This window comes from Pleomorphochaeta caudata, from assembly GCF_055395745.1.
In genome coordinates, this window is sequence record NZ_AP042458.1 from 1,550,847 (window position 1) to 1,575,669 (window position 24,823).

Sequence of the window (24,823 nt, forward strand, 5' to 3'; positions counted from 1 at the left end):
AAATCTATTTAAATTTATATATTAGGCCTAAATAAGCAGCTTCGCTGTATGCAAGACTATTTCTGTAGTTTAAATCACCTTCAATTGCTAATCTAACCATCCAATTAGGATGAATATTAAAATTAATACCTAAGGCTAAACCTAGTCTAAAGAACGGTGTTTCTGAAACAGTTCCTACTTTTTCATCAAGTGGAATTAAAGAACCGAGTTTGAATTGATAGAAATATGAAGTATTAGAATTTTTAGGTGTAAATTCTTGAGTGAATGTAGCTGTTGGAATCAATTCTTTATAGAATCCTGAAGAAAAATGATCAGCACCAACTCCAAGTTGAATTCCTATAGTTGTATTTGCAATAACTTCATTTTCGATAACTAAATCAGCTCTTAATCCATAATCTGATATATCAGAATCTTTTTGTAAGAATGAAAGATTAGCAATAAGTCCAATTCTATATGGTATTAACTCAGGTTCTTCTTCATCCCAAGATCCAATAATATCTTGAGTAATTGGTTCTTCTAAACCTAAATCTGCAATAGGTGTTTCTTCAATAGTTTCAGGTTCAGTAGTTTCTTCAGTAATCTCTGTTTCATTATTTGTATCATCAATTATAGGATCAGGTGTTTTTGCTAAAGGTTCTACTAAATTAATTTGTTCAATAATTTTACCTTCAGAATCTATTTTTAAGCTTTCTTCAGTTGTTTCAAAAGAAATGGAACCAGTATTTTTATCATATTCAATACCTTTTAAATCACCCTTAAGGATTGTTTCTTTTCCATCTTGCTTAATCTTAGTAGTAGTACCATCTGATTCAATTTCAGTACCGGAGTTGAAGATAAAGGTAGTACTTCCTCCAACAATATGAGTTAATTTATTACCATCTTCGTAATCAATTTTTATGATATTTGATAAAGCATCAGTGCTTTGTATATTGCTTGTACTTATAACAAAGTCTTTAAATACAGTTTCACAGCTATCAGCTTTTTGAGTTATCTCTAGATTATTTGTATTAAAGATTAGAGTATCATTATTAAACTTTAAGCTTGTATTTTCACCATAATCTATTGTATACCAATTATCTTCAGTCTTGAAATCAAATATAGTTGCATGAGTTAGTGGTTTATTTCTGTATAAAGTTTCAAAGGTTGTGAAATCTTTATCAACTAATAGAGTAATATGTATTGGGAAGTTTACAACAATGTCCCCATTAGATTTAATAATTAATGCAGCGCCATCATAGAAATGATAGGTTGTTCTGTCTTTTTCTTTTGTAGTTTCAGAAATTTTTCCAGCAGGAAGAGCTTTTTCATTTAAATAAAGCTGATCATCTTTAACTTCATAACCTAGGGTTGTATCATCAAAGACTTCTGGTTCAATTTCTTTTTGTGTATTGGTATCTTGAATTGTTTCTGCAGGCTCAGCTACAGGAGGTTCTTCAATTGCTGGAGTTTGTTCTTCTACTGTATCGGTTGGAGTTTGTTCAACTCGTTCTTTTTGATTACAAGAAATTAAAGTTGTAATTAATAATGTACATAATAATAATTGAATTAATTTGATTTTATGTTTTTTATAATTCATATAATACCTCATTGAATAATTTAATAAGCACAGTTTTTCTAGTAATATTGTACCTTATTGTTTTTGAGTTTACTAGTAAGTAATAAATAAAATAAAATTATATTTTTTCTTGCTTCAAAAATCTATTTCCTGCATATGAAATTAAAAAAGAGCCAAGAGGTGCTGTAATAATAATTCCAAGTACTGCAAAAGTTAATACTATATTTCCACAAGCAAGTCCTAAGGCTAAAGGAACTCCACCCATAGCAGCTTGAACTGTAGCTTTTGGTAATTCACTAAATAAACAGAATACTTGTTCTTTTAGTGTTAAGCCAGTTTTAGATGTAGCAATGAATGTTCCTATAGTTCTAAAGATTAATCCTATGAAAATCATAATTATCATTGAGAAGCCACCATGTGTTGCATATTCTACATTTACTAAGGCTCCAACTAAAACAAATAATAGAATCTCAGCACCAACCCATAATTTAGAGAATCTTGGGGCTAGTCTATTTGATAGAATAGGGTAGTGAGCTTTAATTATTAATCCAAGACTTATAATTGCTAATAATCCTGATAAAGGAAGAGTCCCTTTTAAGGTCTTTTCTAATGTGATAAATAAGAAGCTTATAGATAATAAGATTAATACTTTTACAGTATCTCTCATATGATATTTTTTAAAGAACCTGACTAGAATTTCACCACTAACTCCACCTAGAATAATACCACTAATCATTGAAATTGGAACATTAAGTAAAGCTGAAGCATGAACTTCGCCACCTTGTGCTAAAGCTACAAGAGCTGTAAATATTACAATACAGTAAACATCATCAGCAGAAGAACCCGCAAGCATCATTTGAGGAATTGCTTTATCTGTTCCTCTTTTCTCATCAATAAATTTAGTCATTGCTGGAACTACAACTGCTGGGGATACTGCAGCCATTACAGATCCAATAATCCCAGCTTCTAATAAAGGAATGTTCATAAGTTTTGGTGCAATTAAAAGATATCCAATAATTTCAAAACTTGCAGGCATGAAACAAAGTAAAATTGCAGGTCTTCCAACTTTTTTTAAATCGTTAATATCTAAACTTAAACCCGCTTTCATTAAAATAATAATTAGAGCAATTTCTCTTAAATCTCCAGAAATTAAGTTTATATTTGGATCTAAAATATTAAATGCATATGGTCCTAATAAAATTCCAATAAAAAGCATTCCAATGATGTAAGGTAATTTAATTTTTGAGAAAATTACTTTTGATAAAAGTCCTAAAATAATAATTAATGCGATACTAAAAAGCATAAAATACCCCTTAGGGGCAAATGATAATGATACCCCTGTTGTAAAGTTTAACAGAAGTCATCAGCAACAAGCGGTTCGGATAATATCCAGGGAGACATTCATTCCCTAATCAAATGTCATGATAGAAAATATTTATGAAAAAAACAAGACATTAATTAAAAGGATTTTATTCGATGGCTTTTAAAGCTTTATCAATTATTTTCATCAATGGATGATTTTCTTTTAGTTTTGAAGTCATAGCTTTTTTACATTTATTTAATAAATCAAGTGCGAATTCTTTTTCATGGTTAATACTTGCAAGATTAGCTAAACGTAGTAAGAAAGAAAATCTTTCTTCTTCATTTAATGATAGAGCAATTTCACTAGCCTTATTAAAAATTTCTAAATAAGCCATATAAGCTTTATGATAAATTTCATTTCTTTCATAATATTGAGCTATTGCAAGTAAAATATTAGCACTTACACTTTTTTCATCATTATTTTCAATTGAATATCTATAAGCCTTTTGTAAAAAATCAATTTCTTCTTCTTTGTTTTTATATGTTTGAGCTAAACTAGCTTTAAATAAACAATATTGAGGATATTTTGGATTTTTATCATCAAAAGAGTAGGTGTTAGCAATATTTTTTGCACTAGTAATATTTCCATTTTTTAAATAGGACATTCCAAGATTAACGATTGCTTCACTTTTTAGTTTTACATCTGGATTAGTTTGAACAATATCAAAAACTTCTTTTGCAATATCTAGAGCTTCTTCATAATCCTCTTCTTCAAAATATAAGTCATATAACTTATTTGAAGTTCTAATATAATGACAACTAGTTGGACCTGAAATGTTAAACGCATCAGATTTTGCATCTTCTAATTGAAAAATAGTTTCTTGTCTTTTTGCAAATTCTTTTAAATCAGAATTATCTTTCGCTAATATTAAATATTTCTTAAAATTTTCCACTATTATTCACCTATCCTTGTATTTAAGATAATAATTGGTGAACAATTTTTCAACAAAAAACTTTAAAAACTATAAATTAATTAATATTTAATAATTTTTTAAGATAGTTTTCATTTAACAAATGTACACTAACAAACTCTCCATTTAGAAAAACTGAGTAGTTATTAAAAACGGAGGGAACATTTTTTGCTTCTTCTAAAGTAGTAATTTTAATTAAATTTAATTTAATATTTTTATTTTTACAGAAGGCTTCTACTTCTTTTATACAATTAATGATATATGGACATTGAGGAGAATAATATATTCTTAACCCTTTTTCGTTTATAATGTTATTATTCTTTGCTGAGTAAGAAAATTGTGGAATATTGTTATTAGTAATTTTATAAGCTAATAATAAATAATCATCTATTTGATCAACAATTTCAAAATTATATTTTTTTAAAAATTTGTAATCAGATAAAAAAGGTTTTTTCTTTAATGATGAGATTATACAAATTCCATCTTTATTTTGATTTTTTGCATGTTCAATTGTTTTTTCAATTAAAGCTTTACCATAACCCTTCTTTTTATAACTTCCAGAGACCCAAAGACAATGAATATAAAAATAGTTTTTCCCAATTACTGATGCCCAAGCCTTTTCAATATTAGTATATTCAATAAAAACTTTTCCATTCACATTTAATTTGGTAAAAGTATGTCCATTTGCTAATTCATTTTTAATCCATTGTTTTTTTTCTACTACACCCACTTGATGTTTTTTATCAGAAATTGCACAACAGATATGCTCTTTATTAATATTGCCATTGTTTAATGTTATATATTGATCCATATATTCTCCTTTAGACTAATAATAAAACATCAAAGGTGACAACTATCTGTCATCTTTAAATATTTTTTATAGTTTTTTCTAGAAAATCTTTTAATTCAATTTTTAGATATTCAGGTTTGATAATTTTAACTTGTCCTAGCAGGCTTGCTAAAAAACTATATATCCATTTGTCATAGATAATTTTAGTCTTAACTGAAACTGTTTTGTCAGCATTTATTGTTATATCTTTTGTATTGAATTCATCAAAAGCTCTATAAGCACTATTTTGATTAAATAATAGTTCTATTTCAATTTGGTTATTATCAATATAGTCATTATCCAAATTCAATTTTTTATCATATACTTGGTTGTTTATTTTATTAGTAGATTTGATACTAGTTATTCTATTTAATTTGAATAATCTATAATCTTTTTTTAAATTACAAAAACTATAAATATACCAACAATTTTGACGAAAGTAGAGGCAAAGGGGTATTATAGCTCTTTGTGTTATTTCACTATTTGCACCATAATAAGAAATATTTAAGATTTCATTATTGAAAATAGCTTTTTTTATAATTTCAAATTTTAAGTCCTTATTTGAATCAGCCCATTTATTTAGATTGATATTTATCCATTGTTGAGTTTTTTCGTTAAATATTGCTTTTACTTTATTTATTAGAAATTCATCATTTATATTAAAATTTTCTAATGAATATATTATCTGCTTTTTTTCATCATTAGAGAAAAGTGCACTATTAATCTTATAATTTTTCATTAGTGAAATGCCACCATTTTTACCTTTTGTTGTAACTATAGGAAATTCAGCAAGACTTAAGGTTTCAATATCTCTATAAATTGTTCTTTTTGATACTTCAAATTTTTTAGCTAGTTCATTTGCACTAATTTTATCTTTATTTAGTAAGATAAAAACTATTTGGATTAATCTATCTATTTTCATATAACTTCCTATTATTAATAGTTAATTATAACATATTAATTTCTATTATTTTTAAATTATATGATAGAGAGTTTCTGACATTTGTTTTTTATTGAAGAGTAAAAAATATTATGGTAAACTGCTTCTATGATAAATTTCGATGATAGACTTATAGAAATATTTGCTACAAAAGCAAAAGATAATTATGTTGATACCATAAATATTGGATTAGGTTATACTGCAGTTGTATTAAAAAATGGTGCTTGTGGAGTTAGTTGTACTCTTCTTGATACTAAAAAGAGTTGCACAGTATATAATGTAAGAGAAGACTTTGAAAATAAAAGTTGCTATGATTTATTATGTTCACTTGAAAAATATAAAGATCCTGTTAGCCGAACTGTAGTCATTGCTATGATAAATGCTTTAACTCAAAGTGATGTTCTAGAAAATGATCCAGGTTCTTTATTTGAAGATTTGCAGTTAAAAAAAGGGGACTCCTTAGCTATGATAGGATATTTTAAGCCAATTGTTGAACAACTAAAGATGAAAGAAGTTTCAATAAAGGCATATGATATTGGTAAAGAAATTGGTGATGAAGATAGTTTTTATGAATTTGTTAACACTGAATCTTCAGCTTTGATTATTACGGCTACAAGTTTCATTAATAATACGTTTGCACAAATAATTCAAAAAATAGAGAATTATAGAAAGCCAGTTGCAGTTTTAGGTCCTTCTACAATAATGAATAAAAGTTTATATAAAGGGACTCCTGTAAAGATTTTAGGTGGTACTTCTGTTTCAAATGTTAATGGAGTTTTAAAAGCTATTAGAACAGGTAAGGGGACTCCAATGATTCATAAATTTTCGAGTAAAGTTTATAAAATAATTTAGATTTTATAATATATTGATATTTTATCAAAATATTATATTTTTAATTTAAAAAATTTATTCCTTTTTTTTAATTCAATTGGTAAAATTATACTAATTTATTATTTAAGGGTTGTTGTTAATATATGATTAGTAAGATATTTATTTTTCTAGGCGCTCTTGTTTTACTTGTTTGTGTTTATTTATTTTGCCGCTTTAGAAGAAATGAGAGATTAGAGTTCGGTATTGTTTCCAAAAAAATAAGTTTAATTAATAATATTTTCCATTTATTAATTGTTTTTTTCTTTGTCGGATACACAATAGTTTTGTTATCGGTTGATAAATATGGAGCAAGTGCTTCTTTTGTTGCGATTTTGTCTCAGATTTTATTTTGGGGAGCAATATTTGTTGCAGTAACAATAATGATGCTTAGAATTATGCTTGAATACATTGTTAAGGCAAAATTGAACCAAATAGACCATTTGACTTCATTAAATACAAAAATTGCTGGTAATTGTAAAATTGATGATTTCTTAGCAAATTCAAAGCATGCTATTTATTTAGCAATTTTAGATTTAGATAATTTTAAGAAATTAAATGATATTTATGGCCATTTAATTGGTGATGAAGTATTAGCCAATGTCGCAAAAGTTATAAAAGAAAATATTAGAACTGATGAAATTGCTTGTCGTTTCGGTGGTGATGAATTTGTTATTGGAATGTTCAATAGAAGCGAAGAGGATGTTATTGCTAGTCTTGAAAAAATGAAAAAAGGCGTTTTAGCTTTAGCAACTCAATATGATCAAGCAAATATGAGTGTAAGTATTGGCTTAAGCTACGGTGTTGGTAAAGGTGCCGGAGGTAGCAATACTTATAAAGAAATGATGCAAAATGCAGATAAAGCTCTATATCATGTAAAGAAAAATGGTAAAAATGCAGTCCATGTTTATTCTGAAAATGGAATGCTATAATAATTAAAAATAATTATATTAATTATATTTTTATAAAAATTTATTGTTTTTATTGGTCTTTTTAGGACTTATGAAGATGATAAATTTTTTTATTTTAACTATAAATTCAAAAAAAATGTCTCATAAAAAATAAATAAAAAAAACTTGACAGCTCAAAAAAGCTGTTTTATTGTTTATCTAACTGGTCATGACGACATGATGGCATGACGACATAATGGCACAAATAGTAAGGAGTTTGATATGGATTATTTTTCTGGAGCTAAGTATTCACAAGTTGGCAATTCAATTATTCAAAAAATAGAAGATGGAATTTACAAAACAGGGGAGGCAATACCTAGTGAAAGAGAATTAATAGAACAATTTCAAGTAAGTAGAATTACAATAAGAAAAGCTATTGATGAATTAGTAGCTAAAGGCTTTTTAACAAAAGTCCAAGGTAAAGGTACTTATGTAAAAAGTGGAATTCATAGACAGAATTTATTTTCACTAACTAGTTGTAAACATGATATAGAAAAACAAGGAATGATTCCTTCAACAAAGATTATTGATTCAAGAGTTGATGAAGCTGATGAAGAGATGGCAAGGGCATTACAATTAGAAAAAGGTGATTCTGTTTTCGTTTTAGAAAGAGTTTACTATGCTGATGGAATTCCTGTTAACTATACTGTTACTCATTTACCACTAAAACTATTCCCAGAGATAGACAAGATAGATTTTAATAATAAATCTTTGTATGAAACTCTTGAAGCTCAATATGGAGTTAAATTATTAGAAGCAACAAGATCTGTTGAAGCTTCTCTTCCTACTGCCCAAATAGCATCAATGTTAGATTTAGAACCTCATATGCCAGTTTTATTATTCAAAGCTACAACAATGGCTGAATTAAATGGGGTTGTTTGTCCTATAGAGAATTTTACTTGTAATTATCGAACAGATAGATTCAAGTTTTATATAAACCAAGTTAAATAATCCAGAAAATGGAAAAAGGAGAAGTGTGAGTATGAAAAAAAACATAATGGTTTTCTTAATAATTATGTTAGCTTTTACACCATTATTTGCTAATGGTTCAAAAGAAGAGAATGGAGGTAGTAGTGATTTAAAAATTGCTATTGTCTGTTCAAGCGCAGGACAAAATGATAATGGTTATAACCAATCAGCTGTTGAAGGTTTAGAAAAATTTGCAGCACAAAATAATGTAGAATATAAGGTTGTTGAACCAACTAATGGTGTACCAGCAGCTTTAGAAGCTTTAGCTGATGATGGCTATTCTTTAATTTTTAGCTTAGAGTATGACTTTGAAGCTTTAATTAAAGGTGTTGGTGGATCAAAAGCTATTGCAGATATGTATCCTGATACAACTTTTGTAATATTTAATGATAATCCTAATGTTGATGGTTCAGGTAATGTATTACACAAAAATGTAATTTCAGTATTATTCGATGTTCATGAAGGTTCTTTCTTAGCTGGTGTATTATCAGTTGAAGTAATTGAACACCAAAATGATTTATTTGGATCTGATTATAATTTAACCGCTGCTGATAATGGTGGTCGCGCTGTTGGTTTTATAGGTGGAACAAACAGTAATGGTATCACTGTATTCTCAAATGGTTATATAGCTGGTGTAAATTATCAAGCACAAAAATATAATCAAGTATATGATTATTATTCAAAATATGATGCTGGTTTTGGGGACCCTGCTACAGGTTCAACAGTTGCTGGAACTTTCTATAGTAAAGGTGCAAATATTGTTTATGGTTGTGCTGGTGTAGTTGGTGATGGTATTGATGCAAAGGCTAAAGAAGTTAAGAAACTTGCAATTGAAGTAGATGCTGATAAAGATAATAAACAACCAGGTTATATCTTAACAAGTGTATTAAAGAATACTGATGTTCCTGTAACAACAATCGCAACAGCTGCTTTAAATGGTACAGTTTCTTCAATGGAAAACCTACAAAGTTATAGTTTAGCTAGTGGTGCAGCTGGTATTACTGACTTAGCAGTAATTGCTTCTAAAGTTCAAAATCAAGATGTTTGGAAGAGTGTTTTAACTGCTGTAGATAGCGCAAAAGCTAAAATTTCTTCAGGAGAAATAAAAGTTACTAATGCTCAAGGTGGAGATGTTTTTGTAGCTTCTGATTATCCAAATGTAAATATTAAATAATATAAACAAAATCGTTCTACCCAAGAAATTGGGTAGAACAATAAATAATGGAATTCTTATGGATATAATAAAAACTGAAAATCTTACTAAAAAATTTGGAACTTTTACTGCAAATGATAATATTAATTTGTATGTGAAAGAGAAAGAAATAAAATGTATTGTTGGGGAAAATGGTGCAGGGAAGTCAACATTAATGAATATGTTATATGGTGTCTTAAAACCTACCTCAGGTAAAATTTTCATTAGAAATGAACAAGTGAATTTTTCTAGTCCTTCAGATGCAATGGAGCATGGGATTGGAATGGTTCATCAACATTTTAAATTAGTACCTTCTTTAACAGTTTTTGAAAATATTGTTTTGGGTACTGAGATAAATAAAAAGACAAAAAAAGGTATTAAATTACCATTAATAGATACTAGAAAAGAATTAGAAGTTGTAAAAAAATTAATTGAAGAACAAAATTTTGAGCTAGATCCATTAGCTAAAATTGAAGACTTATCTGTTGGAGCACGTCAACGAGTAGAAATCTTAAAAATGTTATATCGAAAAGTTGATATATTAATCTTAGATGAACCTACTGCTGTTTTAATTCCACAGGAAGTTGATCAATTAATTTTGACTTTAAAGAAACTCCGTGATTTAGGTAAAACAATAATTGTTATTACACATAAATTAAGAGAAGTTTTAGCTCTCAGTGATAGTGTTACAGTAATCAAGCAAGGAAAAGTAACTGGTTGTGTTAATACTAAAGATACAAATGAGAGGGAATTAGCTCAAATGATGGTTGGTCGTGATGTTGTTCTATCAATTGAAAATAATCATGAATGCGACGCTGATGCTAAAACTTTATATGAAGCAAATAATATTACCACATTAAATTGTTATGGCAAAAAATGTGTTGATAATATTAGTTTCCAATTACATGAAAATGAAATATTAGGGATTGCAGGTGTTGAAGGTAATGGTCAAAGTGAATTAGTAAAAATTCTAACAGGATTAATGGAATCATGTGAAGGTCAAATCAAATTAGATGATCAAGATGTTACTAATAAATGGCCTGATGAGTTAAGAACTTATGGTCTTGGAATAATACCTGAAGATAGATATAAAGAAGGACTTTGTAAAACCATGAGCATTGCAGAAAACTGCATTGCTGGATATCACAAGCAAAATGATGTTTGTAAAAATGGAATATTAAAAGTTTCAAGTATTAAAGATAGAAGGGATCAACTAATCAAGTCTTTTGATATTAGAGTTGGTGATATTGATGGGGAAGTTGGACAACTCTCTGGTGGTAATGCTCAAAAAATTATTTTAGCTAGAGAATTAAATCAAAACCCTAAAGTCTTATTAGCTTGTCAACCAACTCGTGGAGTTGATATTGGTTCAATAGAATTTATTCATAAGCAATTATTAAAATATAGAGATGAAGGACATGGGGTTTTACTAATTTCTAGTGAGCTTTCTGAAATTATGTCTTTATCGGACAGAATAATGGTTATGTATAAAGGAAAAATTATAGGCGAAGTTTGTGCAAAAAATGCCACAAGTGAACAATTAGGATTATTAATGGCTGGAATAGTAGAGGATGAGAGTGATGAAAAATAGGAAAGTTTATTATGATATAATGAATTCAATAATTCCAGTTTTATTAGCTTTTATTATTGGTGGGTTTATTATTGTTGCTTTAGGTGAAAATCCTTTTACAACATATTGGATTTTAATAAAGAAATCTTTATTAACGGCTAAAGGTTTTGCAAATACCTTACATTACGCAGCTCCAATGATTTTAACAGGATTAGCCATAGCTATAACTTTTAAAGCTAATATATTTAATATGGGTGTTGAAGGTTCTTTTGTTCTAGGTGGCTTTTGCGCAGGCGTATTTGCATCTTCATTTACTAATTTTGATCCTGTAACTGCAAAAATTGTTTGTTTAACAATAGGGGTAGTTTTTGGAATGCTTTTTTCATTAATTCCTGCTTTATTAAAAGCTTATTTTAAAGTTGATGAAATGGTAGTAACTCTGATGTTAAACTATGCTTTAGTAAAAATCTTAGAGTTCTTAGCAACAGGTCCTTTTAGAGATTTAAGTTCAGGTTATGTTTGTACTCCAACTGTATCTCAATCTTCTATGTTTTTAAGATTTTCAAATACTAGATTAACCATGTTTTTCTTCTTAACATTAATTGCTTTTGCAATCATATATATTGTAATGAAAAAATCAAGATTAGGTTATGAAATTACTGCTATTGGTTCTAATAGTTCATTCTCAGAAGCTTGTGGTATGAGAGTTAAAAGAAAAATAATTGTTTTGATGTTAATTTCTGGAGCTTTAGCTGGTTTCGGTGGAGCAGGATATATGCTATCAGATCAATTTAAATATACATTAAGTTTTTCTGGAACTCCTGGTATGGGTTGGGATGGTATGCTTATTTCTTTATTAGGAGGACATTCTCCATTAGGTGTTTTAGTTGCTGCAATATTTTATAGCGTTTTAAAAACAGGTAGTGACAATATTAATCTTTATACATCAGTTCCAAAAGAAATAGTTGCTGTAATTCAAAGTTTAATTATTTTATTGTTAGCAATAAAATTCATTAATGATAGAACTTCTCTTTTTCCCAAAAAAAGTAGAGAAAAAAAAATAAAAGGAGCTAATTAATGGATATCCTTTCTTTAATAACATACGATACAGTTTTTCACAGTATTCCAATTATTCTTTGTGTTATTGGTGGAGCTTTTGCTTATAAAGCAAATGTTTTAAATATAGCCTTAGAAGGATTTATGTTAAATGGTGCTTTTGTTTTCACATTTTTTGTATATAAAACAAACAACATTTTCTTAGCAACTCTTTTAGCAATAATTTCTTGTTTGTTATTAGGATTAATTTTTTCCTATATGGGTGTTACAAAAAAGGGAAATGTTATTGTAATTGGTTTAGCAATTAATATGTTTGTATCTGCATTTTCTGGCTTTGTTTTAAAAATTATGGGAACTAGTAATATTGTTTTAAACAATTACTCTGTTTCAGATATGAAAATAAACATTCCAATAATTGAGAAAATCCCTATAGTTGGAGATTTATTATCAGGCCATCCTTTTATTACTTACTTAACAATACTTTTAGTCGCTTTAATGTGGGTAATTATGTACAAAACTAAGTTTGGTATATATGTAAGAGTTGTAGGGGAGAATGAAGATGCAGCAAAAAGCTTAGGTATAAAAACTGATTTATATAAATATATTGCAATTTTAATTGGTTCATTAACTTGTGTTTTAGCTGGTATTAATCTTTCCTTTGAAAGTATGGCTTTATATACGAATAATATGACGGCCGGTAGAGGTTTTATTGCAATTGCTGCAATTTATTGTGGGCAAGGCAATCCTTTAAGTTCTGCATTATATGCAATCATATTTGGCTTAGCTAGAGCGTTATCTGTTAATTTAAGTATATATGCTGGCCCTGCAGCAGGATTATTTGATGTTATTCCATATTTAATGATGGTTGTAGTTTTAAGTGTTGTATCAGTCTTGAAACAAAAAAATAATAAATTAAGGGGATTTTAAATGAGTAAAAGTGCTTTATTAATAGTAGATATGGTAAAAGATTTTACTGATGAAAATGGATTAGTTTTTTATCCTGAAAATAGAGTTATTTTACCTAAAATCAAAGAGCTATTAGATGTAGCAAGAGAGCAAGATTTATTAATTATTTTCTTCCAACATTGTTATAGAAAAGATAAATTTGATAAGAATTTAATTTCTATGCGCCCTAATTGTATTGAAGGTAGTGGTGGAGAAGAAATTGATGAAATGTTAGATGTAGATTTCAAAAAAGATTATGTAATTAAAAAAAGACGATACAGTGGATTTTTTGGAACTGATTTGGATTTAGTTTTAAGAGAAAATAAAATTGAGAATACTATCATTGTTGGAACTAAAACTAATTGCTGTATAAGAGCAACTGCCGTTGATGCATATTATAGAGATTATAATGTTTTTGTAGTTGAGGATTGTGTTGCTACCAATGATGAGCTTGTTAACAAAGTACATCTTCAAGATATAGATAAATATATAGGAAATGTAGTGAATTTAACAGATTGTAAAAAGATGATAAAAGAGGGGTCTCTATAATGAATGATAAAAAATATTCTGTTTTAGTAACAGGATATCCTAGTATGGATCATATTATAAAAATTGCTACTCCAGCAAAGGTTGGGTTTACTTCTCTGGTAAATAATAAAGATAACACTGAAATTTATTATGGTGGTTGTTCAATAAATATTGCTTATGCTCTTTGTAAATTAGGTCTTAGTGCATTACCAACAATTAGAGTTGGAAATGATTTTGAAAAAATAGGGTTTAAGAAGTTCTTAGAGGACAATAAAGTTCCATTAACAGGTGTTAAAGAAATTGCTGAAGATATAACATCAACTACTTATTTATTAGAAGATAATAATGGAGATCATATTACTATTTTCTATCCTGGTGCCATGGATGAAAAATACTTTAGTGAAGTTGATGATAAATTATTTGATGAATCAGAATTAGGGGTTATAACTGTTGGTCCATCAAAAGATAATTTTGATTTTGCGACAAAATGTTTAGATCATAATTTACCAATAGTTTTTGGTATGAAAGGTGATGTAGTTTCTTTTACAAAACCTTTTTTATTAAAAGTTTTAAATAATAGTAAGATAATTTTTACAAATGAAAGTGAAAAAGAAACACTTGAAGAAATGTTTAATTTAAATTCTATAACAGATTTTTTTGAAACAGGTATTTGTGAAGTTATTGTAACAACTAAAGGTAAAAGTGGTAGTTCATATTTTGTATATGAAAATGGTGAAATTAAATCAGGGAGTGTAAAAGCTTATGATTTATTTGAAAAGAAAGATACTACCGGTTGTGGGGATGGCTATATTTCTGGATTTTTATATGGCTATTTAAATAATCAATCTATAGCTGATTGTTGTTTATATGGTTCTTTAGTTTCTTCATTTGTATTAAGTGAAGAAGGCTGTTGTAGTGCTTTACCTACAAAAGCACAATTGGAAGAGGAATTTAATAAAAAAAAGGGTGAATTATAATGAGTACTTTATATATGAATGCAAATGAAAAGGATATTGCTGAGATGGTAATCTTCTCAGGTGATCCTTGGAGAGTGAATGTACTAAAAAATTATTTAGATGATGTAAAACATATCGATTTTAAAAGAGAATTTAATACTTATACAGGTACTTATAAAGGACTTCCTATAACAGTAACATCTACTGGAATTGGTGCACCTTCTGCTGCAATCGCTGTAGAAGAAATGTATGAATGTGGAATGAAAGTTGCTGTAAGAATGGGAACTATAATGTCATTAATTGATGATACCTTAGGAGATTTTATGATTCCTGTAGGTGCTATAAGAAGAGAAAACACAAGTGATACTTATGTTGATAAAAGTTTTCCTGCTGTTGCAGATTTTGATTTAGTTAATGCTATGAATGAAAGTGTTAAGCAAGCTGGGAAACAATATCACAATGGAATTAGTGCAACATTAGATGGATTTTATTCTCAAATGCACGATTCTAAATTTTCATTAGAAAAAAATAAAGATATGTCAAAAATTTATGAAGAAATGAAAAGCTATGGTGTATGTGGCTTAGATATGGAAAGTTCTTTGATTTTGACATTAGGTCGATTAATGAATGTTAAAACAGCAATTGTTACTGTAGTAACAGTATTGGAAAATTTAAAAGATACTCTAAAAGGGCAATCTCGTACAGATGCTGAAGATTTGCTTTGTAAAGTTGTATTAGAAGGGTTATTAAATTATTCAAAGAAAAGAGGATAAATTTTATGGATATTAAAAATATAATTAAAAAGAGAAATAATTTTGTTATAGGCATGGTTCATTGTTTACCATTACCAGGTACTTGGCATTTTGAAAATAATTGTGAATATGTAGTAGAAAGAGCAATTGAAGATGCTATTACTTTAGAAAAAGCTGGATGTGATGCAATTATGATAGAAAATATGTGCGATGATCCACTTTCAGTTAAATTAGATACAGCACAAGCTGTAGCTTTATCTGCAATAGTAGCTAGAATTAGAGAGAAAGTAGCTCTTCCTATAGGGATTGATGCCGCATTCTGTGATTATGAAGTAGCACTAAGTATTGCAAAATTTAATAATTGTCAATTCGTAAGAATTCCTGTTTTTGTTGATAGAGTTCAATTCTTTGGTGGAGTTATTGATCCTTGTGCTAGAGAATGTGTTTTATACAGAAAAAATTTAAATGCAGAAGATATTATGATTTTAGCAGATATTCAGGTAAAGCATACAAATTTAATTACGCCAACGCCAATAGAAGCATCTGCTAAAAACGCAGTAGCTTGTGGTGCTGATGCAGTAATTGTAACTGGTAGTACTACTGGTGAATCAACTCCATTAGAAATGATAGAAAAAGTAAATAAAGTAGTTAATGTACCTGTAATTGTAGGCAGTGGTGCAAATAAAGATAATATTAAATCTCAATTTGCAATTGCAGATGGTGCAATAATTGGTAGTTCCTTAAAAGAAAAAGGTATTTTAACTAACCCAATTATATTTGAAAAAGTTGATGAGTTGATAAAAGCAATTAAGTAAATAGTATAGGAGAAAATAGATATGATGAGACCTATGAAATTGGCTGGTAGTCAATTGATGTTTGGTGAAGGTTGTTTAGAATTTTTGGCACAATTAAACGCTAAGAGAGTTAGTTTAGTTATTGGTGGCCATAGTATGGAAAGAAGTGGAATCCTTGATAAAGTAGTAGGCATTTTAGAAAACAGCGGGGTTGAAGTTTCAATTATTAGAGATGTTGAACCAGATCCTAGTTTTGCAACAGTTATTAAAGGTGCTAAGGCGATGATTGAGTTTGCTCCAGATACTATTATTGCATTAGGTGGTGGTTCTGTAATGGATGCAGCAAAAACAATGTGGGTTTATTATGAGCATCCAGAATTAAAGAAATTAGAAGATATTTTACCTCCTAATCAATTTCCAAAATTAAGAGAGAAAGCAAAATTTGTTTGTATCCCTTCTACCTCTGGCACAGCAAGTGAAGTTTCTCGCTCTGTAGTTATTTCTGATGAAAACGGTATGAAACATGGAATTGGTAATATGGAAATGATGCCTGATGTTGCAATCTGTGATCCTATTGTAACTTTAAGTATGCCATTATCTACAACAGCTGATACTGGTTTAGATGCATTAACACATGCCTTAGAAGCTTTAGCATCTAATAGAGCTAATTATGTTTCAGATATTTTAGCAACTAAATCAGCTATTGATATCATCAATACTTTGCCAAAAGTATATAAAGAAAGTGATAATCTTAAATATAGAGAAACAATGTTAAATGCATCTATGGTTGCTGGTTTAGCATTTACTAATGTATCTTTGGGAATAGTACATTCAATGGCTCATACTTTGGGTTCATATTTTCATATCCCACATGGATTAGCTAATGCAATTATACTTCCTTATATTATTGAATTTAATAGTAAAAATGTTGATGCAAAAAATAAATACGATGATTTTGTAAAACAATTAGGTAGAGATAATTCTTTAGAATCTATTGTTAAAGATTTAAATTCTAAGGTAAATATTCCTTTAGATTTTTCAAGTGTTATAAAAGATAGAGCTTCTTATGTGGAAAAACTAGATGAAATGGCTATGTGTGCTAAAAGTGATGGATGTACAAAAACAAATCCAATCATACCTACAATCGAACAATTTAAAGATTTATTTCTTTTAATGTATCCAGCGAAATAGGAGATAAAAGTGGATTTAATTTGTTACTTATCAAATGGTTACCCTTCCATTGAATCTAGTGTTGATGTTGCTAAAACATATGTTGAAGCTGGTTGTGATATTATTGAAATTGATTTTCCATCAAGAGATCCGTTTCTAGAAGGCGAATTTATTGCTAATAGAATGAAAAAAGCTTTAGAAGCTTGTGATGATTATTATAAATATATGAAAGGTATGATTAAGATTAAAAACTTATTACCTCAAACATCATTTATTTTATTAGTATATGAAAATACAATTAATGAAATTGGAGTAAAAAAGTTTATAGACTTTTGTTTAGATAATGATTTTAAAGATATTATTTTATGTGGTTTAAGCGATGATAAAATAAAAAATGAAATTATTGCTAATGGCTTGAGAGTTAGTTGTTATGTTCAAAGAATTTTAGATCCTCAAGAAATTGAGTATGCAAAAGAATCTAATGGTTTTGTTTATTTACAAGCTAAGACCCGAGATGAAAGTGAAATTAATAAAAAATATCCAACTTTAGAATCTTGTATTAATTTTTTAAGAGAAGAAGGTATTGATAGACCTATCTATTGTGGAGTTGGAATTCATACTCCAGAAGATGCTTTATATGCAAAAAAATCAAATGCTGATGCAATTTTTGTAGGTTCTGCAATTTTAAAAGTTCAAGAAGATAAAGAAAAATTAGTTTCAGTAATTAAAAGCTTTAAAACAAATTGTTAATTATTAATTGATAAATTAAATGTTCACTGTTGTTATATATGTTATTATATGTATAACAACAGTTTTTTTGTTGTTAATAATTATTAGGAAGAATTTTATGGCTGTTTGGAATCCTTGGAAAGGTTGCCACAAATATAGTGAAGGATGTATGTTTTGTTATATTCATAAGGGTGATTATAAAAGAGGCATAGATACCAATATTATAAACAAAAGTGATAAATTTGATGCCCCCATATTAAAAAATAAAGATGGGTCCTATAAATTAAAACCTAATAAATTAGTATATCTTTGTTTTTCTTCTGATTTTTTAATCCCTGAAGGAGATAAATGGAGAGATGAATGTTGGCAAATGATAAAAGAAAGAAGTGATTTAACTTTTGTTTTTTTATCTAAAAGAATTGATAGATTTTTAGAATGTATCCCTAAAGATTGGGGTGATGGTTATGATAATGTTGTTGTAGGCTGTACTATTGAAAATCAAAAGAATGCTGATTATAGACTTTCAATATTTGATAATTTACCAATAAGACATAAAAATATTATTTGCCAGCCTTTAATTGGTCCAATTGATTTGAAAGGACATTTAAATAATATTGAATTAGTAGTAGTAGGTGGTGAATCAGATTATAGAGCTAGAGTTTTAGATTATAATTGGGTTTTAGATATAAGGGAACAATGTATTGATGCTAATACAGCTTTTTCGTTTAGGCAATGTGGAACAAATTTTTTAAAAGATAATAAACTTTATAAATTAAATACTCGTCTTTTAATGAGTCAGGCAAGAAAAGCTAATATTGATTATACCCCAATATAAGAAATGCTCTCAAAATGAGAGCATTTATAGTTATATTTTTTATTATTAAAATTTTATTTTAGCCAAGGGCTACATCAAGTACCATCATTACAACAAAACCAATTGCGACAGCAATAGTTGCAAAGTCTGTATGATCACCATTTTGTGATTCAGGAACTAATTCTTCAACAACTACATAAATCATAGCTCCAGCAGCAAATGATAAGAAATATGGTAATAACCCGGAAATAAGTTGAGTCAATAAAATAGTTAATGCTCCCGCAATAGGTTCTACAATACCTGAGAGAGTTCCATAAACAAATGATTTAGCTTTTGATCCTCCATTTGCTTTTAATGGCATAGAAATAATAGCACCTTCAGGGAAGTTTTGTATTGCAATACCTATTGATAAAGCAAAAGCCCCAGATGCGGTTATTAATGAATTGTTATTTAATAATCCAGCAAAAACAACACCTACAGCCATTCCTTCTGGAATATTGTGTAGTGTAACTGCAAGTACAAGCATTGTGTTTTTCCTTAGATGAGAATGAAGTCCTTCTGGTTTATTACTAAATGCATGAAGGTGAGGTATTAATTTATCTAATAATAGTAAAAAGAATACACCCATTAAAAATCCAACTGCAGGTGGATACCATTCAACTTTGCCTTGAGCAGCTGCCATATCTAAGGCTGGTAAGAGTAGTGACCAAATAGAAGCTGCAATCATAACTCCTGATGCAAAACCTAATAAAACTTTTTCAAGTTTTAAGCTCATTTTATTTTTCATAAGAAAAACCATAGCTGCACCTAAAGTTGTGCCTACAAAAGGGATTAATAATCCAATTATTATAGTATTCATTTATTTCTCCTATATATTATAAAATACCACATTTTTTAAAATATTTGTAATCAATATGATAATAAAATTAATTTAAAAAATTAGCAATAGCTAACAAATAAATAAATTGCATATTTTATTGTTTTTTGTATATTAAAGCGATTTATCTCTATTTTATATACCTTTTTAGCGTTTTATTATAAGGTGAGATAAATATATTAAAAGAATAAAAGTTATATAAAGCTAACTTTATTGTGTGAAAAATAATTTTAACGAAGTTTTTTATTTCTTATACTTGATAATATTTATATCTAGTAAGATAATAGTAACCTATCATTTAAGAGGAAAAAAAGGTATGAAAAAAATTTCAAGATCAATTTTATTGCTTTTGTTAACAATCGCAATAGTGTTATCTAGTTGCTCTACTTTTGATTCATCAAATCAAAGTGTAGTTGAAAAGCAAGTCGTAAGTTATCAAGTATTAGATTCATCAATTGTCGCTGCAGATAAATATGGTAACTTGGAAACAGATTTAAGTGCTACAAGTTTAATGAATGCTGGATATGAATATGGCGATATCGTTGAGATAAAAGTAGGGGGGACTTCTTATCTTGCACCAATTGTTTCTACATATAGTGATGTAGATGTAGGAAATTTCTTAATTAGAATTAAAGAAGATAAAGTTTATTTTGCAATAAACTATGGTAACTGTTTGAAAAAAACTGGTGCAAGTGAAGGCACAATGATATCTATTAGTATGTCTGATAAAGGTGCTTATTTATTAGAATATGAAACAAGACATTTAACAAAATCTGAAAATAGAGATGATTATGCCTCAGATGAAATTTTTGCAAACTTTAGAACTATTAAAGCTGGAGATATAAAGAGTGGAATTGTTTATAGATCCTGTAATCCTGCATTAGGAGACGCAAGAGCTCCTTATGCTGAAACTTTAGCTCAAAAGTATGGAATTAAAACTATAATTAATTTAGCTGATAGTGAAGAAAGTTTAAATGAAAATATGGGTACCATAGTTTGGTATAAACAAATGTTTAATCAAGGTCATGTAATATTATTGGATATGGATGTTGATTATACTTCTGAAGAATTTGGAGCTAAATTAGCAAAAGGTTTAATTTTCTTAGCAGAAAATGATGGTCCTTATCTTATTCATTGTAATGAAGGAAAAGATAGAGCTGGTTTTGCAGCTGTATTATTAGAATCATTGATGAATGCTTCTTTGGATGAAATTCAAAAGGATTATATGTTAAGCTATCTAAATTACTATGGTGTAAAAGAAGGTAGTGCTCAATATAATTACATAGCTGATACTCCATACAATATGTTAAAGAGTATTTCACAAGGAATTGAAGTTAATGATAGTAACTTATCAGTAATTGCAGAAAATTATTTAATGAAGATTGGCTTAACAAAGTCTCAAATTACTATGCTTAAAGACAAATTAAATTAATTTGTTTTATTGTTATATGAAAAGATAATAGGTGTTACAATTTTGTAGCACCTATTATTTTTTGCTTTAATTTTGTTAAGTTATAATAGTTTTTTATTAAATAATTTTTAATTTTAGGCTTTTCTTAATTGTCATATTTATATATGGAATATAAAATTAATATTTAGGATAAAAAATGGAAAAGAAATATAAGATATTAAAAATTGTGATAATTGTATTTAAAATAGTTGCTTTATTAATGGCTTCTCTTTTCATTGTATTTTTTATAGGTGAATTTAATGTTGAAGAATTTAGGAATTTATCTTATTCAACTTGGATTTTATTTTTATTTATACCTATATTATATATTTTTAGTGCAATAATAACTATTTTTAAAGAAACCTTAGGTAGTATTTTAATGATTATCTCAGTACTTGGGTTTAATATTATTTCTTTTTTTGCAGAGAAAAGTATAACAGATTTTGATTTTTTTATTTTTATAATTCCTGCATTAGTAATTTTAATAGTAAAGACTTATATAAATAAGACTATGAAAAATTAGTTTTTATATTTATATTATATATATCAAATGAAATAAAGGTAAAAACACAGTCCGGTTGGTAGTCCGGGCGCAGTATTTTATTGTCAGTAACCCTCCTCCTGGTTGTCCGTCCTTTATTGTTTTTTTAGGAGGACTTTATGGTTGTTGAAGCAGATTTTACTGTTTTTTTTGAGGACCCGTTTTGGGTTGGTATTATTGAAAGAAAGTTTGATAATAAATTAGAAGTTTGTAGAATTGTTTTTTATAAAGAACCTACTGAGAAAGAGTTGCAGAATTTTATTTTACATAATTATGTAAATTTAAAATTTTCACCTTCAATAAGTATTGATTCAAAGAAAAAACAATTAAACCCTAAAAGAAAAATTAGGGATGCAAGAAAGCAAATGGATAAAGTTAAAATTGGAACTAAATCTCAAGAAGCTATTAAGAAACAATTTGAACAAAGTAAAATTGAGAAAAAAAATAAACATAAGATGTTTAGAGATTTAGAAAAAGAAAAACAGTATGAAATGATTAAGATTAAACGTAAAGAAAAACATAGAGGGCATTAATGCTCTCTATGTTTTATTTATATAAATTAAAAATATATTAAATTGTAATTAATTCATAATCACTTGTACCTAAACCAATCTTTACAGCATGTTCAATGCAAGATTTCCATTCAGTATCTGGATGTGTATTTTTAAAATGATCATCACTCATTTTTTCTTGATGACTATGTTTACAATTATCATCTAAAATACTTCCAGGAACTATTGGCATTTGATTACTTAAATCAGCACAAGCCATATCAAGAGCAACTGGATCAAATGAAGCTAACATACCAACGTCTGGAATGATAGGAATATCATTTTCACTATGACAGTCACAATTAGGTGATACATCACAAATTAATGAGATATGGAAACACGGTCTACCTTTGCATACAGCTAAGCTATATTCAGCAATTTTCCTATTTAAATCAATTGTTGTTGATTCAAAATCTGTTTCAATTGCATTTTTAGGACAGTTGCTTAAACATCTTCCACAGCCTACACATTTATCATGATCGATAAATGCTTTTCCATTTGTTATGATTGGAGCATCATGAGCACAAATTTTTTGACAAGCTTTACAACCAATACAATTGTCTTGATTAACAAAAGGTTTTCCAGCACTGTGTTGTTCCCTTTTCCCAGCTCTAGAGCCAGAGCCCATTCCTATATTTTTTAAAGCGCCACCAAAACCAGCAACTTCATGTCCTTTAAAATGGGTTAATGAAATTAAAATATCAGCATCCATAATTGCATGACCGATTTTTGCTTCTTTTACATACTCTCCATTAATTGGAACAATTGCTTCGTCGGTTCCTTTTAGACCATCAGCAATTATTACATGACATCCAGTTTGTAAAGGTGAGAATCCATTTAGATATGCAGTATCTAAATGATCTAAAGCATTCTTTCTACTACCTACGTAAAGAGTGTTACAGTCTGTTAAAAAAGCTTTTCCTCCAAGCTCTTTAACATAATCGGCAACAACTTTTGCATAATTTGGTCTTAAAAATGCTAAATTACCTAATTCACCAAAGTGAATTTTAATTGCAGCATACTTATCTGTAAAATCAATTCCTTCAAATCCTGTTTGTTTCATCAAACGGTGTAATTTTTGTAATAGATTTTCAGATGTAGTTGTTTTAAATGTTGTGTAATAAACTTTTGATTTTTCCATTTTTTCCCTCATATTTAATAGTTTAATATTTATTTTATAAAATTAATAGCTCTAAATTTAAATGTAGATTTTATTCTTTTTGATAAATCTTAATAAATCAATTATATTATATGAAAAATTAATAAATTTAATTTATTTAATTAAGAAAATTAATTTATTTAAGAAAAAATATTAAAAAAATTAATTTTGCTATTGCTTTTGTTTAATTATTTTGATATTTTGTTGGTGTGAGGTAAGAGATATGCACAGCTGGAAAAAATTATTTGAATTATGTAGAGGTAAAAGTTTTATAATTAAGAAAGTATATGTTCCTGAAGATAATATTTCTATTGAAGGAGATTTTCAACTTTCAAATTTTGCAACATTAAATGAACAAGACCAAAAATTTATTGCTGCCTTTATAAAGACACATGGCTCTATAAAACAAATGGAACAAATCTTTAATATTAGCTATCCTACAGTAAAAAATAAATTAAATGAATTATCAAAGAAATTAGATAATTATGAATATGATTTTAATATTGAGGAAAATGTAGATATCGATTCTGTTTCAAATGTTTTAGATAAAATTGCAGCTGGGGAAATTGATGTTAAACAAGCCTTAAAGGAGCTTAAATCATGATTGCAATGATAATTTGGGGGCATTTTAGTAATAAAAATGGACATGTTTATAAATTTGCATTTCCATTATTAATATTATATATATTACTTTTACCTTTTTATTGTTTAGCGTTTATTGTGTACATATTTTTCTTTCTATTTGCAGAAAAATCAAATCAAGTTTTGAGTTATTTAAAAATGTTCTTGAATCTACCAAGTATCTTTTATTCTTTAAAGGGTTTAAGTGTAGATGTAAAAAATCAAGATCAAGATATGAAAATCTATATAAGATGAGGTATTAATTATGAGTGAAGAAAGAGTAAAAATTTTAGAAATGCTTTCTCAAGGAAAATTAAGTGTTGAAGAGGCTGAACAATTATTGGAAGCCGCGCAATCAAAAAAAAGTGAATTAATTCAACAAAAACAATTAAATGAAGGAAAATTCTTATATGTTAATGTTGAACCTAAAGAAACTGAAGCTGGTAAAAAAACTGGGAAAGTTTTTGTAAAAGTCCCTTTTGCATTAATTAAAGCTGGCTTTAATATTGCAGGACTAATTCCAAAGGAAGCACAAGAACAAATCAATAATGGTTTAAAAGAACAGGGTATGAATTTTGATTTTTCAGATTTAAGTCCTGAAAATCTTAAAGATATAATGACTTTAGAACAATTAACTGTTGAAGTAGATAATGCAGATTCATTTATAAAAGTTTATTGTAAATAAATATAAAATGTTAATAAGAGAGATTTGGAAATTAGGGCCCAAATCTCTTT

Annotated in this window: 27 protein-coding genes and 1 riboswitch; of the genes, 20 read left to right on the plus strand and 7 right to left on the minus strand. The window is 27.9% G+C overall.

The features are described 5' to 3' along the window. Positions 1-4: 4 nt before the first annotated feature. The 5 genes from ACZ5RS_RS07100 to ACZ5RS_RS07120 form a co-directional block, all read right to left on the minus strand. Complete coding sequence (locus ACZ5RS_RS07100; protein ID WP_464638759.1) at positions 5-1,576, minus strand: hypothetical protein; 1,572 nt, start codon at positions 1,574-1,576, stop codon at positions 5-7. A gap of 97 nt (positions 1,577-1,673) precedes the next feature. Beyond that, positions 1,674-2,858, minus strand: coding sequence for a cation:proton antiporter (locus ACZ5RS_RS07105; RefSeq protein ID WP_464638761.1), 1,185 nt, complete (start codon positions 2,856-2,858; stop codon positions 1,674-1,676). 44 nt (positions 2,859-2,902) lie between these two features. Then, a riboswitch (Fluoride riboswitch) is annotated at positions 2,903-2,973 on the minus strand. A 51-nt stretch (positions 2,974-3,024) separates the two neighbouring features. Then, positions 3,025-3,810 carry a tetratricopeptide repeat protein gene (locus ACZ5RS_RS07110; protein ID WP_464638763.1) on the minus strand — a complete coding sequence of 262 codons (786 nt, stop codon included), beginning with the start codon at positions 3,808-3,810 and terminating at the stop codon, positions 3,025-3,027. A gap of 76 nt (positions 3,811-3,886) precedes the next feature. Further along, positions 3,887-4,639, minus strand: a complete 753-nt coding sequence (locus tag ACZ5RS_RS07115; protein ID WP_464638765.1) for a GNAT family N-acetyltransferase — start codon at positions 4,637-4,639, stop codon at positions 3,887-3,889. A 55-nt stretch (positions 4,640-4,694) separates the two neighbouring features. Further along, positions 4,695-5,579, minus strand: coding sequence for a helix-turn-helix transcriptional regulator (locus ACZ5RS_RS07120; RefSeq protein ID WP_464638767.1), 885 nt, complete (start codon positions 5,577-5,579; stop codon positions 4,695-4,697). Between the two features lie 126 nt (positions 5,580-5,705). Between ACZ5RS_RS07120 and ACZ5RS_RS07125 the strand changes: the two genes are divergently transcribed. From ACZ5RS_RS07125 to ACZ5RS_RS07190, 14 genes are all read left to right on the plus strand, one after another. After that, positions 5,706-6,449, plus strand: a complete 744-nt coding sequence (locus tag ACZ5RS_RS07125; RefSeq protein ID WP_464638769.1) for a Rossmann-like domain-containing protein — start codon at positions 5,706-5,708, stop codon at positions 6,447-6,449. A 122-nt stretch (positions 6,450-6,571) separates the two neighbouring features. Continuing rightward, on the plus strand, positions 6,572-7,396 hold the full coding sequence (locus ACZ5RS_RS07130; RefSeq protein ID WP_464638771.1) for a GGDEF domain-containing protein: 825 nt from the start codon (positions 6,572-6,574) through the stop codon (positions 7,394-7,396). A gap of 240 nt (positions 7,397-7,636) precedes the next feature. Then, a complete protein-coding gene (locus ACZ5RS_RS07135; protein WP_464638773.1) occupies positions 7,637-8,365 on the plus strand; it encodes a GntR family transcriptional regulator in 729 nt (242 codons plus the stop codon). Between the two features lie 31 nt (positions 8,366-8,396). After that, positions 8,397-9,557, plus strand: coding sequence for a BMP family lipoprotein (locus ACZ5RS_RS07140; RefSeq protein WP_464638775.1), 1,161 nt, complete (start codon positions 8,397-8,399; stop codon positions 9,555-9,557). Between the two features lie 58 nt (positions 9,558-9,615). Continuing rightward, a complete protein-coding gene (locus ACZ5RS_RS07145) occupies positions 9,616-11,166 on the plus strand; it encodes an ABC transporter ATP-binding protein (RefSeq protein ID WP_464638777.1) in 1,551 nt (516 codons plus the stop codon). Then, on the plus strand, positions 11,156-12,223 hold the full coding sequence (locus ACZ5RS_RS07150; RefSeq protein ID WP_464638779.1) for an ABC transporter permease: 1,068 nt from the start codon (positions 11,156-11,158) through the stop codon (positions 12,221-12,223). The genes ACZ5RS_RS07145 and ACZ5RS_RS07150 overlap by 11 nt, the downstream gene beginning before the upstream one ends. Beyond that, positions 12,223-13,128, plus strand: coding sequence for an ABC transporter permease (locus ACZ5RS_RS07155; RefSeq protein WP_464638781.1), 906 nt, complete (start codon positions 12,223-12,225; stop codon positions 13,126-13,128). Before ACZ5RS_RS07150 ends, ACZ5RS_RS07155 begins: the two co-directional genes overlap by 1 nt. Then, positions 13,129-13,695 carry a cysteine hydrolase family protein gene (locus ACZ5RS_RS07160; RefSeq protein ID WP_464638783.1) on the plus strand — a complete coding sequence of 189 codons (567 nt, stop codon included), beginning with the start codon at positions 13,129-13,131 and terminating at the stop codon, positions 13,693-13,695. After that, positions 13,695-14,651, plus strand: a complete 957-nt coding sequence (locus tag ACZ5RS_RS07165; protein ID WP_464638785.1) for a carbohydrate kinase family protein — start codon at positions 13,695-13,697, stop codon at positions 14,649-14,651. Before ACZ5RS_RS07160 ends, ACZ5RS_RS07165 begins: the two co-directional genes overlap by 1 nt. Beyond that, complete coding sequence (locus tag ACZ5RS_RS07170; protein ID WP_464638787.1) at positions 14,651-15,403, plus strand: nucleoside phosphorylase; 753 nt, start codon at positions 14,651-14,653, stop codon at positions 15,401-15,403. Before ACZ5RS_RS07165 ends, ACZ5RS_RS07170 begins: the two co-directional genes overlap by 1 nt. 5 nt (positions 15,404-15,408) lie before the next feature. Continuing rightward, positions 15,409-16,197 carry a BtpA/SgcQ family protein gene (locus ACZ5RS_RS07175; protein WP_464638789.1) on the plus strand — a complete coding sequence of 263 codons (789 nt, stop codon included), beginning with the start codon at positions 15,409-15,411 and terminating at the stop codon, positions 16,195-16,197. A gap of 21 nt (positions 16,198-16,218) precedes the next feature. Continuing rightward, positions 16,219-17,367 carry an iron-containing alcohol dehydrogenase gene (locus tag ACZ5RS_RS07180; protein ID WP_464638791.1) on the plus strand — a complete coding sequence of 383 codons (1,149 nt, stop codon included), beginning with the start codon at positions 16,219-16,221 and terminating at the stop codon, positions 17,365-17,367. A 9-nt stretch (positions 17,368-17,376) separates the two neighbouring features. Then, on the plus strand, positions 17,377-18,096 hold the full coding sequence (locus ACZ5RS_RS07185; protein WP_464638793.1) for a tryptophan synthase subunit alpha: 720 nt from the start codon (positions 17,377-17,379) through the stop codon (positions 18,094-18,096). Between the two features lie 97 nt (positions 18,097-18,193). Then, entirely contained in the window at positions 18,194-18,910 is a 717-nt protein-coding gene (locus ACZ5RS_RS07190; RefSeq protein ID WP_464638795.1) for a DUF5131 family protein, read from the plus strand. Between the two features lie 58 nt (positions 18,911-18,968). Here the strand turns inward: ACZ5RS_RS07190 and ACZ5RS_RS07195 are convergent, their stop codons facing one another. Then, positions 18,969-19,748 carry a ZIP family metal transporter gene (locus ACZ5RS_RS07195; protein ID WP_464638797.1) on the minus strand — a complete coding sequence of 260 codons (780 nt, stop codon included), beginning with the start codon at positions 19,746-19,748 and terminating at the stop codon, positions 18,969-18,971. A 334-nt stretch (positions 19,749-20,082) separates the two neighbouring features. Between ACZ5RS_RS07195 and ACZ5RS_RS07200 the strand changes: the two genes are divergently transcribed. The 3 genes from ACZ5RS_RS07200 (at position 20,083) to ACZ5RS_RS07210 (ending at position 22,290) form a co-directional block, all read left to right on the plus strand. Then, the gene (locus ACZ5RS_RS07200) at positions 20,083-21,198 is read left to right on the plus strand and encodes a tyrosine-protein phosphatase (protein WP_464638799.1); all 1,116 of its coding nucleotides are present in this window, start codon (positions 20,083-20,085) and stop codon (positions 21,196-21,198) included. A gap of 175 nt (positions 21,199-21,373) precedes the next feature. Then, the gene (locus ACZ5RS_RS07205; RefSeq protein WP_464638801.1) at positions 21,374-21,739 is read left to right on the plus strand and encodes a hypothetical protein; all 366 of its coding nucleotides are present in this window, start codon (positions 21,374-21,376) and stop codon (positions 21,737-21,739) included. A gap of 137 nt (positions 21,740-21,876) precedes the next feature. Further along, positions 21,877-22,290, plus strand: coding sequence for a YjdF family protein (locus ACZ5RS_RS07210; protein WP_464638803.1), 414 nt, complete (start codon positions 21,877-21,879; stop codon positions 22,288-22,290). A 37-nt stretch (positions 22,291-22,327) separates the two neighbouring features. Here ACZ5RS_RS07210 and ACZ5RS_RS07215 read toward each other — a convergent pair whose 3' ends face one another. Further along, positions 22,328-23,449, minus strand: coding sequence for a DUF362 domain-containing protein (locus tag ACZ5RS_RS07215; protein ID WP_464638805.1), 1,122 nt, complete (start codon positions 23,447-23,449; stop codon positions 22,328-22,330). Between the two features lie 241 nt (positions 23,450-23,690). Here ACZ5RS_RS07215 and ACZ5RS_RS07220 point away from each other — a divergent pair, with 241 nt between their 5' ends. Genes ACZ5RS_RS07220 through ACZ5RS_RS07230 form a run of 3 tightly spaced genes read left to right on the plus strand, consistent with a single transcriptional unit; the run spans position 23,691 to position 24,773 of the window. Beyond that, complete coding sequence (locus ACZ5RS_RS07220; RefSeq protein ID WP_464638807.1) at positions 23,691-24,071, plus strand: DUF2089 domain-containing protein; 381 nt, start codon at positions 23,691-23,693, stop codon at positions 24,069-24,071. After that, positions 24,068-24,343, plus strand: coding sequence for a hypothetical protein (locus ACZ5RS_RS07225; RefSeq protein ID WP_464638809.1), 276 nt, complete (start codon positions 24,068-24,070; stop codon positions 24,341-24,343). The genes ACZ5RS_RS07220 and ACZ5RS_RS07225 overlap by 4 nt, the downstream gene beginning before the upstream one ends. Before the next feature lie 10 nt (positions 24,344-24,353). Next, positions 24,354-24,773 (plus strand): SHOCT-like domain-containing protein, encoded by a 420-nt coding sequence (locus ACZ5RS_RS07230; protein WP_464638811.1) that lies wholly within the window; start codon positions 24,354-24,356, stop codon positions 24,771-24,773. Positions 24,774-24,823 lie beyond the last annotated feature (50 nt).

Excerpts from the sequence above, each read along its gene's own strand:
- ACZ5RS_RS07215 (WP_464638805.1), bottom strand. The coding sequence starts at position 23,449 with ATGGAAAAATCAAAAGTTTATTACACAACATTTAAAACAACTACATCT.
- ACZ5RS_RS07165 (WP_464638785.1), top strand. The coding sequence starts at position 13,695 with ATGAATGATAAAAAATATTCTGTTTTAGTAACAGGATATCCTAGTATG.
- ACZ5RS_RS07230 (WP_464638811.1), top strand. The coding sequence starts at position 24,354 with ATGAGTGAAGAAAGAGTAAAAATTTTAGAAATGCTTTCTCAAGGAAAA.
- ACZ5RS_RS07120 (WP_464638767.1), bottom strand. The coding sequence starts at position 5,579 with ATGAAAATAGATAGATTAATCCAAATAGTTTTTATCTTACTAAATAAA.
- ACZ5RS_RS07220 (WP_464638807.1), top strand. The coding sequence starts at position 23,691 with ATGCACAGCTGGAAAAAATTATTTGAATTATGTAGAGGTAAAAGTTTT.
- ACZ5RS_RS07210 (WP_464638803.1), top strand. The coding sequence starts at position 21,877 with ATGGTTGTTGAAGCAGATTTTACTGTTTTTTTTGAGGACCCGTTTTGG.
- ACZ5RS_RS07180 (WP_464638791.1), top strand. The coding sequence starts at position 16,219 with ATGATGAGACCTATGAAATTGGCTGGTAGTCAATTGATGTTTGGTGAA.
- ACZ5RS_RS07190 (WP_464638795.1), top strand. The coding sequence starts at position 18,194 with ATGGCTGTTTGGAATCCTTGGAAAGGTTGCCACAAATATAGTGAAGGA.
- ACZ5RS_RS07195 (WP_464638797.1), bottom strand. The coding sequence starts at position 19,748 with ATGAATACTATAATAATTGGATTATTAATCCCTTTTGTAGGCACAACT.
- ACZ5RS_RS07135 (WP_464638773.1), top strand. The coding sequence starts at position 7,637 with ATGGATTATTTTTCTGGAGCTAAGTATTCACAAGTTGGCAATTCAATT.
- ACZ5RS_RS07225 (WP_464638809.1), top strand. The coding sequence starts at position 24,068 with ATGATTGCAATGATAATTTGGGGGCATTTTAGTAATAAAAATGGACAT.
- ACZ5RS_RS07125 (WP_464638769.1), top strand. The coding sequence starts at position 5,706 with ATGATAAATTTCGATGATAGACTTATAGAAATATTTGCTACAAAAGCA.
- ACZ5RS_RS07170 (WP_464638787.1), top strand. The coding sequence starts at position 14,651 with ATGAGTACTTTATATATGAATGCAAATGAAAAGGATATTGCTGAGATG.
- ACZ5RS_RS07175 (WP_464638789.1), top strand. The coding sequence starts at position 15,409 with ATGGATATTAAAAATATAATTAAAAAGAGAAATAATTTTGTTATAGGC.
- ACZ5RS_RS07100 (WP_464638759.1), bottom strand. The coding sequence starts at position 1,576 with ATGAATTATAAAAAACATAAAATCAAATTAATTCAATTATTATTATGT.
- ACZ5RS_RS07140 (WP_464638775.1), top strand. The coding sequence starts at position 8,397 with ATGAAAAAAAACATAATGGTTTTCTTAATAATTATGTTAGCTTTTACA.
- ACZ5RS_RS07160 (WP_464638783.1), top strand. The coding sequence starts at position 13,129 with ATGAGTAAAAGTGCTTTATTAATAGTAGATATGGTAAAAGATTTTACT.
- ACZ5RS_RS07205 (WP_464638801.1), top strand. The coding sequence starts at position 21,374 with ATGGAAAAGAAATATAAGATATTAAAAATTGTGATAATTGTATTTAAA.
- ACZ5RS_RS07200 (WP_464638799.1), top strand. The coding sequence starts at position 20,083 with ATGAAAAAAATTTCAAGATCAATTTTATTGCTTTTGTTAACAATCGCA.
- ACZ5RS_RS07155 (WP_464638781.1), top strand. The coding sequence starts at position 12,223 with ATGGATATCCTTTCTTTAATAACATACGATACAGTTTTTCACAGTATT.
- ACZ5RS_RS07145 (WP_464638777.1), top strand. The coding sequence starts at position 9,616 with ATGGATATAATAAAAACTGAAAATCTTACTAAAAAATTTGGAACTTTT.
- ACZ5RS_RS07150 (WP_464638779.1), top strand. The coding sequence starts at position 11,156 with ATGAAAAATAGGAAAGTTTATTATGATATAATGAATTCAATAATTCCA.
- ACZ5RS_RS07115 (WP_464638765.1), bottom strand. The coding sequence starts at position 4,639 with ATGGATCAATATATAACATTAAACAATGGCAATATTAATAAAGAGCAT.
- ACZ5RS_RS07130 (WP_464638771.1), top strand. The coding sequence starts at position 6,572 with ATGATTAGTAAGATATTTATTTTTCTAGGCGCTCTTGTTTTACTTGTT.
- ACZ5RS_RS07105 (WP_464638761.1), bottom strand. The coding sequence starts at position 2,858 with ATGCTTTTTAGTATCGCATTAATTATTATTTTAGGACTTTTATCAAAA.